Source organism: Kibdelosporangium phytohabitans (genome assembly GCF_001302585.1).
In the GTDB taxonomy this organism is placed as follows: Bacteria; Actinomycetota; Actinomycetes; order Mycobacteriales; family Pseudonocardiaceae; genus Kibdelosporangium; species Kibdelosporangium phytohabitans.
Genome location: NZ_CP012752.1, coordinates 11,294,853 through 11,310,531 on the forward strand (window position 1 = coordinate 11,294,853; position 15,679 = coordinate 11,310,531).

Genomic DNA, 15,679 nt, shown 5'->3' on the forward strand with positions numbered 1-15,679 from the left:
GGCCGAACACACCTAGCGTGAACGGGCATGAGCAGTGGCGTACCTCACACCGGCCGGGTCGCTCTCGTCACCGGCGGTGCGCACGGGATCGGTCTGGCGTGTGTTCGTGCCCTCGCGAACTGCGGCGCGCGGGTGCACGTCGCTGATCTGGACGGCGACGAGGCGAGAGCCGTGGCCCACGAGGTCGGCGGGGTCGCGCACGAGGTCGACCTGGCCGACGGCGTCGACGGGCTGCCCGCGGACGTCGACATCCTCGTCAACAACGCGGGTTCACAGCACGTGGCGCCGATCCACGAGTTCCCGCCGCCGATGTTCGCCCGGCTTCAGCAGGTCATGGTCACCGCGCCGTTCCTGCTGATCAGGCAGGTCCTGCCGCACATGTACAGCCAGGGCTGGGGCCGGATCGTGAACATCTCCAGCGCGCACGGCCTGCGGGCCAGTGCGTTCAAGTCGGGTTACGTCGCCGCCAAGCACGCGCTCGAAGGGCTCAGCAAGGTCGCCGCTCTCGAGGGCGCGCCGCACGGCGTGACCAGCAACTGCGTCAACCCCGGCTACGTGCGCACCCGGCTGGTCGAAGACCAGATCGCGGCGCAGGCCCAGGCGCACGGCATCAGCACCGGCGAGGTGGTCGAGCGGATCATGCTCGACCGCTCGGCGGTCAAGCGCCTGATCGAACCGGATGACGTCGCCGACGTCGTGCTCTGGCTGTGCGGTCCGCACTCCGGCCACGTCACCGGCACGTCGATCGCGATGGACGGCGGCTGGACCGCCAGTTGAGGAGTGTGGCCAATGACGACCACTGAGACCACCGACCGGGGCTCGTTACGCAAGATCATCGGCGCGAGCATGGTCGGCACCACCGTTGAGTGGTATGACTTCTTTCTGTATACCTCGGCAGCGACCCTGGTGTTCAACAAGGTCTTCTTCCCGACCTCCGACCCGCTCAACGGGACGCTGCTGTCGTTGGGCACGTACGCGCTCGGCTTTGTCGCGAGGCCGCTGGGCGGGTTGGTCTTCGGCCACTACGGCGACAAGCTCGGCCGCAAGAAGCTGCTGGTCGTCAGCCTGTTGATGATGGGGATCTCGACGTTCCTGATCGGTCTGCTGCCCGGGTACGCCACGATCGGCGTGGCCGCGCCGATCCTGTTGACGGTCCTGCGCCTGATCCAGGGGTTCGCGATCGGCGGTGAATGGGGCGGCGCCGTGCTGATCGTGTCCGAACACGGCTCGCCGGACCGGCGCGGGTTCTGGACGTCCTGGCCGCAGGCGGGTGTTCCCGCGGGCAACCTGTTGGCCACGGCGGTGCTCGCGATCCTCGCCGCGGTCCAGCCGGAAGAGGCGTTCGTGACATGGGGCTGGCGGATCGCGTTCCTGCTGTCCGCGGTGCTGGTGCTGATCGGGTTGTGGATCAGGCTGACCATCGCCGAGTCACCGATTTTCCTCGAGGCGCAGGCGAAAGCGGCGCACGCGCCGGAGAAGGCGCCGATCGTGCGGGTGTTCAGGCACAGCTGGCGCGAGGTGCTCGTCGCGATGGGCGCGCGGATCGCGGAAAACGGCTCCTACTACATCATCACGGGATTCCTGCTGGTGTACCTGACGCAGGAGGTCGGGGTGTCCCGGTCGGTGGGGCTCAACGCCGTCGTGATCGGGTCAGCCGTGCATCTGGTCGTGATCCCGTTGTGGGGCGCGCTGTCCGACCGGATCGGGCGCCGCGCGGTGTACCTGTTCGGCACGGTCGGCCTTGGTGTGTGGGTGTTCCTGTTCTTCGCCATGCTGGACACCAAGTCGTTCTGGCTGATCACGCTGGCGGTCAGCATCGGCCTGGTGTTCCACGGTGCGATGTACGGGCCACAAGCGGCGTTCTTCTCCGAGCTGTTCGACACGCGCGTGCGGTATTCGGGCGCGTCGATCGGATACCAGCTGGCGTCGCTCGGCGCGGGTGCGGTGGCTCCGCTGATCGCGACCGCGCTGCTCAAGGGCACCGGCACCGCTGTCGCCGTCTCGGTCTACGTCGCTGCGATGTGCGCGGTCACGGTGGTCGCGATCGTGTTCGCCAAGGAGACGCGAGGCACGCACCTGGGACAGGATGATGGGCGTGCGCGCGTACTGGGAACTGCTTGAGCTGCTGGCTGACGGCGCGGATGGCACTGAGCTGGCCAAACTGGCTGCCACCCGCGCCTCGGGCCTGACGCCGGACGAGGCCGCGCACTGGGAGGCTGCGACGGAGGCGGCCTTGCGTGTCCGGCGCACGCTCGTCGAGCATCAGCGGCGCGAGGCCGAACTGTCGGCGCTTGTCGACACGGCCAACGACCTGGCCAGGTTGCGTGACCCGGAGGCGGTGCTGCAGCAGATCGTGCACCGCGTACGGATGCTGCTCGGCGTGGACGTGTCATACCTGAGCCTGAACGACCTGGCAGGCGGGCAGACATTCATGCGGGTCACCGAAGGGTCGGCGTCCGCGCTGTTCCAGCAACTCTCGCTGGGCATCGGGGAAGGACTGGGTGGCCTGGTCGCGCAGACCGCCCGGCCGTACGCGACACCGGATTACTTCGCTGACAGCCGGTTCAAGCACACACGCGCGATCGACACGGCGGTGCGCGACGAAGGCCTGGTGTCGATCATCGGTGTGCCGCTCACGTTGGGGCGGCGTGTGATCGGCGTGCTGTACGCGGCCGACCGCGCGCTGCGGACGTTCTCACCCGAGGAAGTCGCGTTGCTGTCCTCGCTGGCCGACCACGCGGCGATCTCGATCGACAACGCGCAGCTGCTGGCCGAGACGCGGCGGGCGAACTCGTCGATCCGCCGGGCCGAGAAGGTGCACGACCAGCTCACCGCACTGGTCCTGCGCGGTGCGGACTTCCAGTCGGTCGCGGCGGCGGTCGCGCAGGTGCTCGACGGCGGGATCGTGCTGCACGACGTGGCCGGCGTCGAGCTCGCGTGCGTCGGGAAGTCCGTGGCGCCGCCCGCTGACGCCGTGGCCCGTGCCCAGGCCGGCGGCCACGCTGTGTCCAATGGGGACATCTGGGTGTGCGCGGTGCTCGCCGGGCCGGAGTTGCTCGGCAGTCTGGTACTGACCGGCAGGCCCGAGTTGTCCGATGAGGACCGCCGGTTGTTCGAGAGGGCCGGGTTGGTGACCGCGTTGTTGTTGCTGTTGCGCCGATCCGTCGCCCAGGCCGAGGAACAGGTCCGGGGCGAGTTGCTCACGGACCTGCTGACCGCGCCCGACCGCAACCCGGCTGCGTTGATCGCACGCGGTCGACGGCTCGGCGTGAATCTCGCTGCTGCGCACCACGTTCTGATCGCGCACGCGGACGGTGTGTCGCGTGCGCGGCTCGCAGCCGCGGCGAGTGGTCACGCCGCGCTGGTCGGTGTGCACGCCGAGGAGGTCGTCCTCCTCATCGCCGACGCCGACCCGGACAAGCTCGCGCAGGCACTGTCCGCGGCCGTCGGCTGCCCGGTGACCGTGGGCGCCGCCGGGCCCGCGACCGGCCCGGCCGAACTGGCCGTTGCCTACGCCGAAGCCGGGCGGTGCCTGCGCGCACTGCGCACGCTCGGCCGGGACGGGACCGGGGCTTCCCTGTCCGGCTTGGGTTTCGTCGGTGTCCTGCTCGGCGACCGCGCCGACGTCGCCGGGTTCGCCCACCGCACGCTGGGCCCGGTGCTGGACTACGACGACCACCGCGGCACCGAGCTCATCCGCACGCTGCGCACCTACTTCTCTTGCGGCGCAAGCCTCACCGAGACCAAGGACGTGCTGCACGTGCACGTCAACACGGTCGTGCAGCGGCTCGACCGGATCGCCACCCTGCTGGGCCCCGACTGGAACGCGCCCGAGCGGGCCCTGGAGATCCAACTGGCCCTGCGGGTTCTCACGATCAGCTCGTGAAGGTGTACTCGGTCGACATGGCGCCCATCCTGAGCACGTAGCTGCCGTGTCCCTTGGCGTCCACCAGTTCGCCGGTGCCCGTGCCCGGCACGACCTCGAACTTCCCGGTGACCTTCTCCTCGTCGAAGGTGTTGGTGGTGCGCAGGATCACCGTGCCCGGCTTGCCGCCGATCGACCCGGTGAACAGTTCGGCGCCGGTCGACGTTCCGGTGGTGCCCGCGGTGTAGGCCAGCAGCCCGGCTGACTTGCTCTCGCCGTCCAGGACGCCGGAGTACCGGAACGTCATCCTGGCGTCGCCGATCCGGGCGCCGTTCTCGGCTCCGGCGTACACGTTCTCGTCCCACGCGGTGCATTCGAAGGTGTTCATGACCGTCAGCTTGCCTGCCATTCCTGACAGTTCCTGTCAGGAATGGCAGGGTTTTCCCACCGCGAATCCCGGGCGCCGGACCGCAAGATGCTTCGGGCGGAACAGAAACCGTGACCTTCCGCGACAACAGGCCTGATCAGGTGACATGTCTGGCGAGTCGAGCGGCGAGCGGCCAGCCTGAAAGCATGCGGGAGGTACTGGACGAGCTGGGGGTCTCCCCCGAAGTGCTCGCTCCTCGGAATCGGGTGGCGCTGGACGAGTCGGGGTTCTGCAGGCTCGACAGCTACGTCGACGCGCACACGGCGGACCGGATGATCACCGAGATCACCCGGCTGATCGACGGCAGCCGCCAAGGCGGCACGCTGCACCTGAAGGGCCTGATCGACCAGGGCAGCATGTTCGACGTGCTGTGGCTGCGGCCCGCGCTGCTCGCCGCGGTCAGCCACCTGCTCGGCCCGGACTTCCAGCTCAGGGAGATGCACTACCGGGCGGGCAAACCCGGCCACGGCAGCCAGGCGCTGCACATGGACGCCACCGACCGGGCCGGGCCGGGGACCTGGCGCGTGTGCACGGCGATCGTCGCGTTGACGGCGTTCACGAGCACGAACGGCGCGACCCGCGTCGTGCCGGGGTCGCATTTGGACCATCACTTCAAACCGCCGCACGGCCACCGGCCGCACCCGGACGAAACCCTGCTGACCGGCCCCGCGGGCACCTGCTGGCTGTTCAACAGCCACCTGTGGCACTCGGGCACCCGCAACGAATCCGACGAGCCGAGGCACGCGGTGCTGATCGCGTTCCACCGCCGCAACAGCGGGCCCACGCTGGGGTTCGAGCCTTTGCCGTCCGCTGAAACCGTGCGCAGACTGGGCAACGCGGCATATCTGTTGCTGTAGCGTGACGTGGTGAGTGATCAAAAAGCGCGGATGTTGCGCGGTGAGCGGTACAAGGACAGCGATCCGGTCCTGATCGCGGAACGGCGCGACTGCCAGGAACTGCTCGACGACTTCAACGCGTCCAAGTCGGGTGACCACGCGCTGCGCCAGCAGATCCTGTCGAAGCTGCTCGGCGGGATCGGTGAGGGTTCGTGGATCATGCCCCGCTTCCAGTGCGACTACGGCTACCTGATCCGGATGGGCAGCAACAGCTTCCTCAACTACGACGCGATCGTGATGGACTGCGCCCCGGTGACCATCGGCAACGACGTGTCCATCGGCCCGCGCGTGCAGCTGCTGACCGCGCTGCACCCGATGCAGGACCACGAAGCCCGCCGTCAGCGCTGGGAAACCGCCGCCCCGATCACCATCGGCGACAACGTGTGGATGGGCGGCGGCGTCATCGTCTGCCCTGGCGTGACCATCGGTTCCGACACCGTCGTCGGCGCGGGCAGCGTGGTCACCCGTCACCTGCCAGGGAAGGTCTTCGCAGCGGGCAATCCGTGCCGGGTGATCAAGCAGCTCTGAGAGGTCACGCGCCCACCACGGTGATCTCGGTCGTTTTGCCGTCGCGGACGGTCACCTCACGGTCCGAGTACGCGGCGACCCGTGCCTCATGGGTCACCAGCACGACGGCTGTCCCGTTCTCCCTGGCGGTGCCGACCAGGAGCCGCATCACGCGTTCGCCGTTGAGGGAGTCCAGCGCGCCGGTGGGTTCGTCGGCGAACAGCACGCGCGGCCCGGTGACCATCGCGCGGGCGACCGCGACCCGTTGGCCCTGGCCGCCGGACGCCTCGCCGGGCCGTTTGCCCGCCGCGTCGGCGACTTGCAGGCGGTCGAGCCATTCACGGGCGCGTTCCTCGGCCGTCCTGCGTTTCACGCCGTCGAGGCGCAGCGGGAGCGCCACGTTCTCCAGGCACGTCAGCTCCGCGACGAGTTGCCCGAACTGGAACACGAACCCGAATTCGCTGCGGCGCAACGCGCTGCGCTGCCCGTCGGGCATGCTCGAGATGTGCTGCCCGTCGTAGGCGACGGTTCCGCTGTCCGGCCGGATGATGCCGGCGAGGCAGTGCAGCAGCGTCGATTTCCCCGAGCCGGACGGCCCCATCACCGCGACCACTTCGCCCGCGTCGACGGTCATCGACGCCTGGACGAGGGCTTTCGTCTGACCGAAGGACTTCGTCAGCTCCTGTGCGGTCAGCAACCGGCTCACGGGTGCACCTGCTCACGGAGTTCGTCGAGCCTGGCCGCGGTGAGTTCGAGCCAGCGCAGGTCGGCTTCGAGGTGGAAGAGGGCGTGGTCGCAGATCAGCTGGTCGGCGAGGTCGCCGGTGGTTTTGCGCCTGGTCAGCTCGCGCATCTTGGCCAGGTGCGCGGCTCGCTGGTGGTCGAGGATGTCCGTGGCGCTGCGGTCGGACAGCAGGGCGAGGACGACTTTGGTGTACAGCGTGTTCTGCAGGTACGGCGCCGGGTCCTCCGGCGAGGTCAGCCACGTCTCCAGGTTCGTCACACCGTCGTCGGTGATCGCGTACCGCTTGCGCTCGGGGCCGCCGCCCGGTTCGACGCCGTTCTCCTCGACCATCCCGTTGCGCAACAACCGCGACAACGTCGAGTAGACCTGCCCGTAGTGCAGCGGCCGGTCCTGACCGAAGCGCTCGTCGTAGGCGCGCTTGAGGTCGTACCCGTGCCGCGGCCCCGACTCGAGCAGGCCCAGCAACGTGTTGCTGATCGTCATGGGCCAACTATACGCAGGGTGTATACGCGCCGCGGTTAGGTGAACAGGTGCGCGATCGTGTAGATCGCCAGCCCGGCCAGGGCGCCGACCACGGTCCCGTTGATCCGGATGAACTGCAGGTCACGGCCAACCTGGAGCTCGATCTTGCGTGACGTCTCCTTCGCGTCCCAGCGGTCGATCGTGTCGGTGATCAACGTGGTGATCTCGTCGCGGTAGTTCAGCACGATGTACGCCGCCGCGTCCTGCACCCACGTGTCGACCTTGGTCCGCAGCGCGTCCTCGCCGGTGAGCCGCTGGCCGAGCGAGATCAGGCCCTCGCGGACACGTTTGCGCAGCTCCGAAGACGGGTCCTCGGCCGCGTCGAGCAGCAGCTTCTTCACGTTGGACCACGCCGAGCCGATCACGTTCTGCACCTCGCGGTGCTCGAGCACCTGGTGCTTGACCCGTTCGGCCTTGTCCATCATCTCCGGGTCGTGCTGCATGTCCGCGGCGAAACCGATCAGGAACCCGTCGATGGAGCCGCGCATCGGGTGTTCCGGGTCGGTCTTGAGCGCCCACGCGAACGACATCACCTCGCCGTAGATCCGGTCGGCCACGATCGAGTCGACGAACTTCGGCGACCACGACGGCGCGCGCTCGGTGACGATGCTGACGAACTTGTCGTGGTTGTCCTTGACCCAGTCGTACGCGCGGTCGCAGAGCAGGTCGACCAGCTGCCGGTGTGTGCCGTCCTCCAGGACGCGTTCCATCAGCTTGCCGATCGGCGGTCCCCACGGCACCGCCATGATCCGCTTGGTCACGGCCTGCTCGAACACGGCCTGGACGTCCTCGTCGCGCAGCACGGTGACCATCCCGCGCACGACCGTCGCCAGTTCGGACGTCACCCGTTCGGCGCTCTCCGGCTGGCTGAGCCACTCGCCGAGCCGCTTGGTCACGTCCACCCTGGCCAGCCGTTCGCGCACGACCTCCTCGGAGAGGAAGTTCACGCCGACGAACTCGCCGAGGCTGTCGCCGAGCACGTCCTTGCGGTTGGGGATGATCGCGGTGTGCGGGATCTTGATGCCCAGCGGATACCGGAACAGCGCCGTGACGGCGAACCAGTCGGCCAACGCGCCGACCATGCCCGCTTCCGCCGCGGCCCGCACGTACCCGACCCACGCCGGACCGCCGTTGGCCTCCCACGCCCACGCGACGGCGAAGATGACGGTCGCACCTGCCAGGAAGGCGAGCGCCACCAGCTTCATCGTGCGCAGGCCACGCTGCTTCTCGGCTGCGCCGGGGACCGGACCCAGTTGCTCCACGGCACCATTGTCCGTGAGGATGACTCAACGTGCGTGCTGCCTTGACTCCACGGCTTCAGCCGTTCACATCGACCATCTTCGCCGAGATGACCGCACTGGCCACCCGAACCGGCGCGGTGAACCTCGGCCAGGGCTTCCCGGACACCGACGGGCCCGCGTCGATGCTGGCCGAGGCGCAGAAAGCGATCGGCTCCGGCATCAACCAGTACCCGCCGGGCCCCGGCCGTCCGGAGCTACGGCAGGCCATCGCCGAGCACCGGACCCGCTACGGGACCCGGTTCGACCCGGACAGCGAGGTCCTCGTCACAGTCGGCGCGACCGAGGCGATCGCGTCCGCCCTGCTGGGCCTGGTGGGTCCCGGTGACGAGGTGCTGCTGATCGAGCCGTACTACGACTCGTACGCGGCCTGCGTTGCCCTCTCCGGCGCGACCCGCCGCGTGGTCCCGCTGGCCGAGGACCCGGAAACCGGCCGGTTCGCGCCGGACATCGAGGCCCTCCGGGCGGCGGTCACGCCGAACACCCGGCTGATCATGATCAACACCCCGCACAACCCGACCGGCACGGTGTTCACCCGCGACGAGCTGACCGCGATCGCCGAGCTGTGCGTCGAGCACGACCTGATCGCCGTGACCGACGAGGTGTACGAGGACCTGATCTTCGACGGCCTCGAGCACGTGCCGCTGGGCTCGCTGCCGGGGATGGCCGAGCGGACGCTGACGATCTCCAGCGCGGGGAAGATGTTCAACTGCACCGGCTGGAAGATCGGCTGGATGTGCGGACCGGCGGAGCTGGTCGCGGCGGCGAAGGCGGCCAAGCAGTTCCTGACCTTCGTCGGCGGCGCGCCCTTCCAGCCCGCTGTGGCGCACGCGCTGCGGCACGAGGGCGCGTGGGTCTCGGACCTGCGAAGCCAGTTGCAGTCCAAGCGCGACCGCCTGGTCGCCGGGCTGACCGAGGCGGGCTTCGGCGTGCGGCCGAGCCAGGGGACCTACTTCGTCTGCGCGGACGTGCGGCCCCTCGGGTTCACCGACGGCTTCCAGCTGTGCCGTGAGCTGCCGGAGCGCATCGGCGTGGCAGGCGTACCGGTGCAGGTCTTCACCGACACACCCGAGCACTGGAAGCACGTGGTGCGCTTCGCGTTCTGCAAGAAGGACGAGGTGCTCGACGAGGCCGTGGCCCGCCTGCACAAGCTCACCCCGAGCCCCAGCAGCTGAACCCGAAGTGCCCGTAGCGGCGCTGCGCGCCCGCCAACGCCTCGGCGGGCGCCGCGCCGGCGTCGAGCAACCGGTGGAAACCGGACATGAGCCCGACGGCGGCCTCATCGGGCACGGCAACAGTGCTCGCGATCAGCGCCTGACCGCCGCGGTCGAGCAGGACGTCCGCGAAAACCTCCGCCCTGGCCACCTCACACGCGGACAGGACGAGGATTCGCGGCGCACGGGTGAGCCGGGCGAGGTCGTAGCCGTAGAGCGGCCCGTCGGACAGCTGGAGGCACGAGAACATCGGCGCGTCGTACCGGAACGTCCCGTGCGCGGCGATGTGCACGACATCGGCACCGTCCATCACGGCGAGCACGGAATCCACTTTGGACTCGACCGGGACGCACCCGATGGCGGCGACCTCGCGAGCGGCGTGCGCGAGCCCAGGCCCGGCAGCGGCGAACACACCTTCACCCGGCTGGGACCTGGTCGCCCGTACCCAGGCCGCGACCGACGGTGCCAAGGACATCGGGCGCCCCGTACACGACGGCATCGCCGCCCACACCATGCTGGACATACCCTCGGCCGGGATGACGACCAGCGACCGGTCACCGACCCGCAGCGGCGCGATGATCTGGTTGTCCAACTGACCGCCCAACTGCGCGGAGAACCTCATGGCGACCGGATCGAGCGAGCCGAGATGGTGCACCCGCATCCGGCCGTCAGCCACCGTGCACGCGAGCAGCTCGTTGTCGTGCAACGAATAGCTGACGAGCATCCGGTCGCCGAGCGCTTCGGTCAACGCCATCGCCCCGTACCGGTGGCGCGTGATCCGGGTACGACGGCGGATCCGGTCTTCGAGGCGCACGGCCGTCGTCACATCGCCTTGCGCCTCGGCCGCCCTGAGCTTGACCAGATCGGCCGTGTCCGCCAACGGCAACACCGTTATCCGCTGCCGCTCGATCCAGTCGAACACCGTCCGCGCACGACGGGCGTGCCTGATCGCCACCGAGGCGAACTCAGCCGCCAGTTCACGCGCACCCGCTCCCATCACTGCCGCGTAACCGGTGACCACGCGCATTCCCGCGTGACAGGCCGCAATGCGCGCCTGGCTCGTGGTCGCCGCCTTGGCTCTGGCCAGCCAGCCGATCGCGCGCAACCGCGCGGTGTTGGCGTTGCGCTCAGCCTGGAGCCTGACCAGCAGCTCCGGCGCCTGTTTGCCCGCCTCCAGCAGCAACTCGGCTGCTTCCGTCCGCTTTCCCCACCGCACGCACCGGTTCGCCACGCGCTTGGCCGCGGCCACGTCGATCACGTCTGTCCGCAGCGCCAGCGCGTCGGCTGCCGCCGTCCACGCGGGCCTGCGCTGGATCCGGAAAAGGTCCTGGGCCCGTTTGGCCTCACCGGCCGCGTGGTCGACGTCGCCCGCCCGCAACGCGCAGTACCCGGCCGCCAGCACGGCCTCCGCCAAGCGGCTTTCCCGTCCCGCGAGCAACGGTTCCGCCTGTTCGAGCAAGGCACTGGCGTCACGGGTCATGCCCGCCGCGAGCAACGCGGAGGCGTGATCGATCAGTGCTTCCGCCCGGCCCGAACGCAGTCCGCTGCTCGACTGCTCGAACAACTCCAACGCCTTCGGCAGGTTTCCTGCCTGCAGCGCGACGAAACCACGGTTGTGAACGCACGTCGCCACCCGCTCGTGCTCGTCCAACTGGCGCAGGATCCGGGCGGCCGCAGCGAAGTCACGGTCAGCCGCCGCGAGCCTGAACAGATAACCGCGTGCGATTCCACGGCCGGTCAACGCGTTCGCCAACCACCTCGGGTCGTCACGGAGGAATTCCATGGCCGCTGACAGCCTCATCACTGCTTGTTCGTAGGCACCGCTCGCGCACAGCCGCAGACCGTCGACGGTCCGGGCCCGGCCGGAGGAGGCACCGTTCTCGACCGCTTTGCGCAGTTCACGGGCGCATGCCCGGGCGTTGCCCCGTTCCAGTTCGATCCACGCGATCGTCAGGTGGACCTGCCCGGCATCGCCCTCGGCCCGCCTGAGCGCGTCACGGGCTTCGGCCAGCGCCCGGACGTAATCGCCGCGCTCGACTGCGTCGAGCGCCTCGGCGTGGCTCATCGCACGAACCAGTCCGTCACCACGCCGTCGATCGACAACCGGACCGGCCCAGGCGGCGCGTCGGCCTTGAACAGGCCGTTGAGGTCGACGTCGGCGCTGATCATCCCGTCCGGCCACCACACCTGGACATCCGCGCGCGGCAGAACCACCCCGGTCAGCGCGGTGCCGATCTCCACGTGCACGGTGTGCCGGTGGTTGCCGAACCGCAGCGTGGCCAGCGCGCTCCTGGTCAGCACCTCCGGCAGCGTGTCGAACCTCGGTGTGGCGTGGTCACGCGGTTCGGCGATCACGTCGGGCGCGGGATCGACCCGGTCGAACAAGGTGCGGTCCAGCCTGGTCCGCAGCGACCGGAGGCACCGGGTCTTGGTCTGCCCGACACTGCCGACCTGGAGGCCGACGGCGTCGGCGAGTTGGGCATAGGTGAATTCGGGGACGTACACGAACAGCCGGAGAAGCCGCTGGCACCGCTCGGGCAAAGACTCGAATGCCCGCCACAGCTGCCGATCCCGTTCGTCGGCGATGACAACCTGGTCGGCCCCGTCCTGCACGCCGGCATCCGGCACCCACCGAACGGGCAGAGGCCGCCGAATCCGCAGAACTCGCAGGCATTCGAACCGGGCAGCGGTGGCCAGCCAAGCCGAAACTTTCTCAGAATCCCGAATGTCGCCGAGGTGCTCGGCGAGATTCAACCACGTGGTCTGGAAAACGTCGTCGGCGTCCGCGGAGCTGAGCCGGAACGCCCGAGCAACAGCCCAAACCACAGGTCCATGAGCAGCAACCAGCTCCCGCCAACCCTCTTCATCAAGCGCCTCCATGCCAGCTCAGACGCCCAACCACTCCAACCAGCTCCAAAATCCTCAAATCCCACCCGCTAGAGTGACCCCAGTTACCCACAGCGATTTTCTTTCCTTGTCTCCGCTTCTTCCTCCTCCGTGCGTCTCGCCATCATTCGCGCTTTCCGCCGTCGGCTTGTGTGTTCAATACCGTGTCTGGATCCAACCGCTTTCCCTCTCCGGGGGCAGACCACCGAAAGGGGAACCGAAGAACTGGGTTGCTGTACTTCTCTCGCCAGCCCGCGAACTTCCGGGGCGGAGTGGGCGCGGTCGGGCCCCTTCCATATGGCCTGCCGGAGGCAACCACACGCGTCGAGAGGTCCATATGACCGCCGCTCATGCCCGCGAGTTGCGCAGGCGGACCTCTGGACACGTGTGGTTGGGCTTCGCCCAGGCCATATGGAAGGGAACCACCCCCGAAGCCGCCCCTTGTGCTTGCAGCACACCCCGTACACACCCACTCCCGCTCACACCCCGCCCCTCTCACTCCCCACTCCTTCTCACTCCCCACTTCCGCCCACCTCCACTCCCGCTCACGACGCCTTCGACTTCCTGCAACGCAAGCCACCCACCCAACTCATGTCATCCCGGCCCCCGCCCCAGCCCTAGCAATAACCCCGCGGCGAAGCCGCAGGGGGAACCCGAAGAGGTGGCTGGTGAAGCGAAAGGTGCCGAGGCTGGGCCGAAAGAAGCAAGCACCGTGGGGGGCTTGGGGGGCTCGGCCCCCCAAAATAACGAAAGTCCAAGCCGAGGGAGCGAGCAAAGCGAGCGACTAAGGCTTGGAGCGTAGGACGTCCCCGCTCGACCCGGCTGGGGGTCCCGGGGAGCGGGGACGTTTGGCTCGCCGAGGGGGAGGGGGCGAGCATCCATAGAGTAGCGCGTCGGCGACTGTGCGTGCCAGTGGTCGTTGCTAAATCGCGTTCACAATGTTGGCTGTCCGAGTGAATGACTGTCGAGGGCTTGCGCCGGGGTGTGCCCTTCTCTGAGGAGGTTTGCCAGGTCGGCCGCTATTTTTGGGGCCGCGAAGGAGGTTCCGCTCCAGCGGGCTACGCCGTACTCGCGTGCTTCGGTGCCGGGGGCTGTACCTTCTGTGCCTGTTTTGAGCCTTACGTGACTGGATGTGATGTCCACGCCCGGCGCTGTGGCGTTCACCCAGGGGCCGCGGTTGGAGAATGCCGCGATTGTGCCGGTTTCGTCGGATGCGGCGACGGCTGTCACGGTGTCGAGGGCTGCGGGCCAGAATGGTCTGCTGCTGCCGCCGTTGCCTGCTGCCGCTACTACCACTGTGTCGCTGTCGGGGTGGGTGAGTTCGTGTTCGAGGATCGGTGGGCAGCGGTTGTCCGCCGTGTAGCAGCCTGAGGTGAGCAGGGTTATGTCGATGTGGCCTCGGGCGCGGGTTGCCCTGATCGCCGCGGCCAGAGTCGTGTCGTCGGTGAGGCCCATGGAGGACAGGACTCGGTGGTGGCGGATGGTCACGCCGGGGGCGTTGCTGATCAGGACGCCTGCCACGAAGGTGCCGTGGCCTGCTTGCCAGTCGGGGGTGCCGTCGATGTCGTGGTCGAGCACTTCGGGGTGCAGGCCCCATTCGGTGAACCACGGTTTCCCCGCGAACCAGGGGTGTGGGTCCAGCCCGGTGTCGAGCACGGCCACGGTCACGGGTGGGTCCCATGTTTCCGGGGCCGGTGGCCGGGGCGCGGGGATGTCGATTTCCGGCCCGCCGATCCAGGTCGCCGTCCCGAGCATGATCGGGCCGCCGATGTGGACGTGATTGGGGGCCGTGCGCCAGCGGCTGGTGATGTCCGCGGCGACTTCGACCGGGCGGTCGCGCAATTCGTCGCGCAGGATGATGCGTCCGCTTGGGTCAATCCGGTCGACCCACCGGCGCAGTTCGTCGGAGACCGGTTGGACCGCCTGCGGTTCGACGATCAATTGTCCCGCTCGGACAAGACATTCCCGCGGTCCGTCTGGATCGTGCAAGACGAGGTCCGGCACGCGCCATTGCCACCGGCTGACCCATTCGGAGAGCCGCATCGCCCGTTGAGTGTCCACGAAGGACACACTGGCGGGATACCGGGGCACTCGCCCAGTCGCACTAGAAGGATCACCCAGTTCGGTGAATACGACGCACCGTGACCGTCGCCGAATGGACACACCGGGGTCAGACAATGAGATCCGCCTTTCCGGGCGGCGCTTGCAAAGCTAGGGTTCAACCGGCGGTGTGATTGCGGGACGCGATTGGGCTCGTCGCCGGAGTGTTCGTGTTGGGTCAGTGGAAACGGTGGTGGTCCTGGTGACCGGCTCGGGTCAGGCGCGTGGCGCCGGCACGACGCTGCGTCGCCTCGTCGTGCGGTTCGCGCTGCTCGTCGGCTTCACCGCGGCGGGCTGGCTGGCCAGTGTGCTGCTGACCAGCGGCACGGCGTCGGCCGATCTGATCGAGCTGCCGAGGATCCCCGGCATCACCGCGCCCCAGTCCCAGCAGGCCCAGGCCCAGCACCAGAAACCGGCCAAGGCCCCGGCGAAGAAGAAGACCGGCAAGTCCGGCGGCGGTGACCTGGTCGGCGGGCTGCTCAGCCAGGTGACTTCGACGGTCGACGACACGCTCGGCACCGTCACCACGACCGTGACCACCACGCTCGACACCGTGACGAAGACAGTTGTCACGACGGTCGACGGCGTCACGAAGACCGTCACCACGGTCGTCGACCAGGTGGCGCAGATCCCGGGCGCGCTCCTGCCGCCTCCGCAGTCCGGCGACGACGACCACGACGGCGGCCTGCTGCCCGACCCGATCGGTGACCTGCTCAAGCCGCAGCCGAAGACACCGAGTCCCAACAAGGACACGGACGCCGCTGACCGCGGCACCGCCACTGTCGAGACTCCCGCCGCGGCCATCGCGGCCGTGGCCGCACCGGCTGACGTGCCGGTGGTGGAGGCTCCGGTGACCGAACACCCGCGCCTGCTGCAGGAAGCTCGCCGCACGTCGCAGCTGACCATCGTGCCCGCACCGGTCAAATCCGCTGCCGCCGCGCACATGGTCGCGCCCGCCGACAACTCTCCCCGCCCGTTGCCGGGCCCACCGGCTCCGGTTGCCCCGGCCGCGCCCGCGCCGACCGCTTCGGCGGGTGGCAACAGCGGCTCGGACGCACGGTCGATCCTCGCGGTGTTGACGCCGCGCACCACGCTGGCCGCGCCGCAGGCGGGCCTGCTGCACTGGGATGAAGCGTTCGCTGAGGTCAGCCGGTCGGCTGGGCTCCCGGCGACGCCGCCTGACTGATCTCACGTTTTCGCGGCATAACTCTGCCCTGAGT

The 15,679-nt window shown here is 68.7% G+C and carries 14 protein-coding genes; 7 read left to right on the plus strand and 7 right to left on the minus strand.

What is annotated here, in order from left to right; all coding sequences use genetic code 11:
- The first annotated feature begins 27 nt into the window (after positions 1 to 27).
- From AOZ06_RS50715 to AOZ06_RS50725, 3 genes are read left to right on the plus strand one after another with little or no spacing between them, the layout of a single operon-like run.
- On the plus strand, positions 28 to 777 hold the full coding sequence (locus AOZ06_RS50715) for a 3-hydroxybutyrate dehydrogenase (protein WP_054295926.1): 750 nt from the start codon (positions 28 to 30) through the stop codon (positions 775 to 777).
- Between the two features lie 12 nt (positions 778 to 789).
- Positions 790 to 2,121 (plus strand): MFS transporter, encoded by a 1,332-nt coding sequence (locus AOZ06_RS50720; RefSeq protein ID WP_054295927.1) that lies wholly within the window; start codon positions 790 to 792, stop codon positions 2,119 to 2,121.
- On the plus strand, positions 2,090 to 3,886 hold the full coding sequence (locus AOZ06_RS50725; protein WP_417999926.1) for a helix-turn-helix domain-containing protein: 1,797 nt from the start codon (positions 2,090 to 2,092) through the stop codon (positions 3,884 to 3,886). The genes AOZ06_RS50720 and AOZ06_RS50725 overlap by 32 nt, the downstream gene beginning before the upstream one ends.
- Here AOZ06_RS50725 and AOZ06_RS50730 read toward each other — a convergent pair.
- On the minus strand, positions 3,876 to 4,253 hold the full coding sequence (locus AOZ06_RS50730) for a DUF3224 domain-containing protein (protein ID WP_169799092.1): 378 nt from the start codon (positions 4,251 to 4,253) through the stop codon (positions 3,876 to 3,878). The two genes, AOZ06_RS50725 and AOZ06_RS50730, sit on opposite strands and share 11 nt — an antisense overlap.
- A 185-nt stretch (positions 4,254 to 4,438) precedes the next feature.
- Here AOZ06_RS50730 and AOZ06_RS50735 point away from each other — a divergent pair, with 185 nt between their 5' ends.
- Positions 4,439 to 5,149, plus strand: a complete 711-nt coding sequence (locus AOZ06_RS50735; protein ID WP_083472469.1) for a phytanoyl-CoA dioxygenase family protein — start codon at positions 4,439 to 4,441, stop codon at positions 5,147 to 5,149.
- 9 nt (positions 5,150 to 5,158) lie between these two features.
- Positions 5,159 to 5,716: a sugar O-acetyltransferase gene (locus tag AOZ06_RS50740; protein WP_054297516.1), complete on the plus strand. Its 558-nt coding sequence runs from the start codon at positions 5,159 to 5,161 to the stop codon at positions 5,714 to 5,716.
- 4 nt (positions 5,717 to 5,720) lie between these two features.
- On the opposite strand, the gene AOZ06_RS50745 is transcribed toward AOZ06_RS50740, so the two are convergent.
- From AOZ06_RS50745 to AOZ06_RS50755, 3 genes are read right to left on the minus strand one after another with little or no spacing between them, the layout of a single operon-like run.
- Positions 5,721 to 6,401: an ABC transporter ATP-binding protein gene (locus AOZ06_RS50745; RefSeq protein ID WP_054295931.1), complete on the minus strand. Its 681-nt coding sequence runs from the start codon at positions 6,399 to 6,401 to the stop codon at positions 5,721 to 5,723.
- On the minus strand, positions 6,398 to 6,922 hold the full coding sequence (locus AOZ06_RS50750) for a PadR family transcriptional regulator (RefSeq protein ID WP_054295932.1): 525 nt from the start codon (positions 6,920 to 6,922) through the stop codon (positions 6,398 to 6,400). Before AOZ06_RS50750 ends, AOZ06_RS50745 begins: the two co-directional genes overlap by 4 nt.
- A 35-nt stretch (positions 6,923 to 6,957) precedes the next feature.
- Positions 6,958 to 8,166: a DUF445 domain-containing protein gene (locus AOZ06_RS50755; RefSeq protein ID WP_083472912.1), complete on the minus strand. Its 1,209-nt coding sequence runs from the start codon at positions 8,164 to 8,166 to the stop codon at positions 6,958 to 6,960.
- A 143-nt stretch (positions 8,167 to 8,309) separates the two neighbouring features.
- Here AOZ06_RS50755 and AOZ06_RS50760 point away from each other — a divergent pair, with 143 nt between their 5' ends.
- Positions 8,310 to 9,434, plus strand: a complete 1,125-nt coding sequence (locus AOZ06_RS50760; protein ID WP_054297517.1) for a pyridoxal phosphate-dependent aminotransferase — start codon at positions 8,310 to 8,312, stop codon at positions 9,432 to 9,434.
- On the opposite strand, the gene AOZ06_RS50765 is transcribed toward AOZ06_RS50760, so the two are convergent.
- The 3 genes from AOZ06_RS50765 to AOZ06_RS50775 all read right to left on the minus strand — a co-directional run bounded on the left by AOZ06_RS50765 (position 9,412) and on the right by AOZ06_RS50775 (position 14,420).
- Positions 9,412 to 11,538: a CHAT domain-containing protein gene (locus AOZ06_RS50765; protein WP_054295934.1), complete on the minus strand. Its 2,127-nt coding sequence runs from the start codon at positions 11,536 to 11,538 to the stop codon at positions 9,412 to 9,414. The two genes, AOZ06_RS50760 and AOZ06_RS50765, sit on opposite strands and share 23 nt — an antisense overlap.
- On the minus strand, positions 11,535 to 12,353 hold the full coding sequence (locus tag AOZ06_RS50770) for an RNA polymerase sigma factor (RefSeq protein WP_083472471.1): 819 nt from the start codon (positions 12,351 to 12,353) through the stop codon (positions 11,535 to 11,537). The genes AOZ06_RS50765 and AOZ06_RS50770 overlap by 4 nt, the downstream gene beginning before the upstream one ends.
- 939 nt (positions 12,354 to 13,292) lie before the next feature.
- Positions 13,293 to 14,420 carry a S8 family peptidase gene (locus AOZ06_RS50775; RefSeq protein WP_236951993.1) on the minus strand — a complete coding sequence of 376 codons (1,128 nt, stop codon included), beginning with the start codon at positions 14,418 to 14,420 and terminating at the stop codon, positions 13,293 to 13,295.
- Positions 14,421 to 14,661: 241 nt separating this feature from the next.
- Between AOZ06_RS50775 and AOZ06_RS50780 the strand changes: the two genes are divergently transcribed.
- Positions 14,662 to 15,645, plus strand: a complete 984-nt coding sequence (locus AOZ06_RS50780) for a hypothetical protein (RefSeq protein ID WP_157233693.1) — start codon at positions 14,662 to 14,664, stop codon at positions 15,643 to 15,645.
- The last annotated feature ends 34 nt before the right edge of the window (positions 15,646 to 15,679 follow it).

Bases quoted from the DNA above. Each gene is read 5' to 3' on its own strand.
- AOZ06_RS50715 (WP_054295926.1), top strand. From the start codon at position 28: ATGAGCAGTGGCGTACCTCACACCGGCCGGGTCGCTCTCGTCACCGGC.
- AOZ06_RS50720 (WP_054295927.1), top strand. From the start codon at position 790: ATGACGACCACTGAGACCACCGACCGGGGCTCGTTACGCAAGATCATC.
- AOZ06_RS50725 (WP_417999926.1), top strand. From the start codon at position 2,090: ATGGGCGTGCGCGCGTACTGGGAACTGCTTGAGCTGCTGGCTGACGGC.
- AOZ06_RS50730 (WP_169799092.1), bottom strand. From the start codon at position 4,253: ATGAACACCTTCGAATGCACCGCGTGGGACGAGAACGTGTACGCCGGA.
- AOZ06_RS50735 (WP_083472469.1), top strand. From the start codon at position 4,439: ATGCGGGAGGTACTGGACGAGCTGGGGGTCTCCCCCGAAGTGCTCGCT.
- AOZ06_RS50750 (WP_054295932.1), bottom strand. From the start codon at position 6,922: ATGACGATCAGCAACACGTTGCTGGGCCTGCTCGAGTCGGGGCCGCGG.
- AOZ06_RS50755 (WP_083472912.1), bottom strand. From the start codon at position 8,166: ATGAAGCTGGTGGCGCTCGCCTTCCTGGCAGGTGCGACCGTCATCTTC.
- AOZ06_RS50760 (WP_054297517.1), top strand. From the start codon at position 8,310: ATGACCGCACTGGCCACCCGAACCGGCGCGGTGAACCTCGGCCAGGGC.
- AOZ06_RS50765 (WP_054295934.1), bottom strand. From the start codon at position 11,538: ATGAGCCACGCCGAGGCGCTCGACGCAGTCGAGCGCGGCGATTACGTC.
- AOZ06_RS50770 (WP_083472471.1), bottom strand. From the start codon at position 12,353: ATGGAGGCGCTTGATGAAGAGGGTTGGCGGGAGCTGGTTGCTGCTCAT.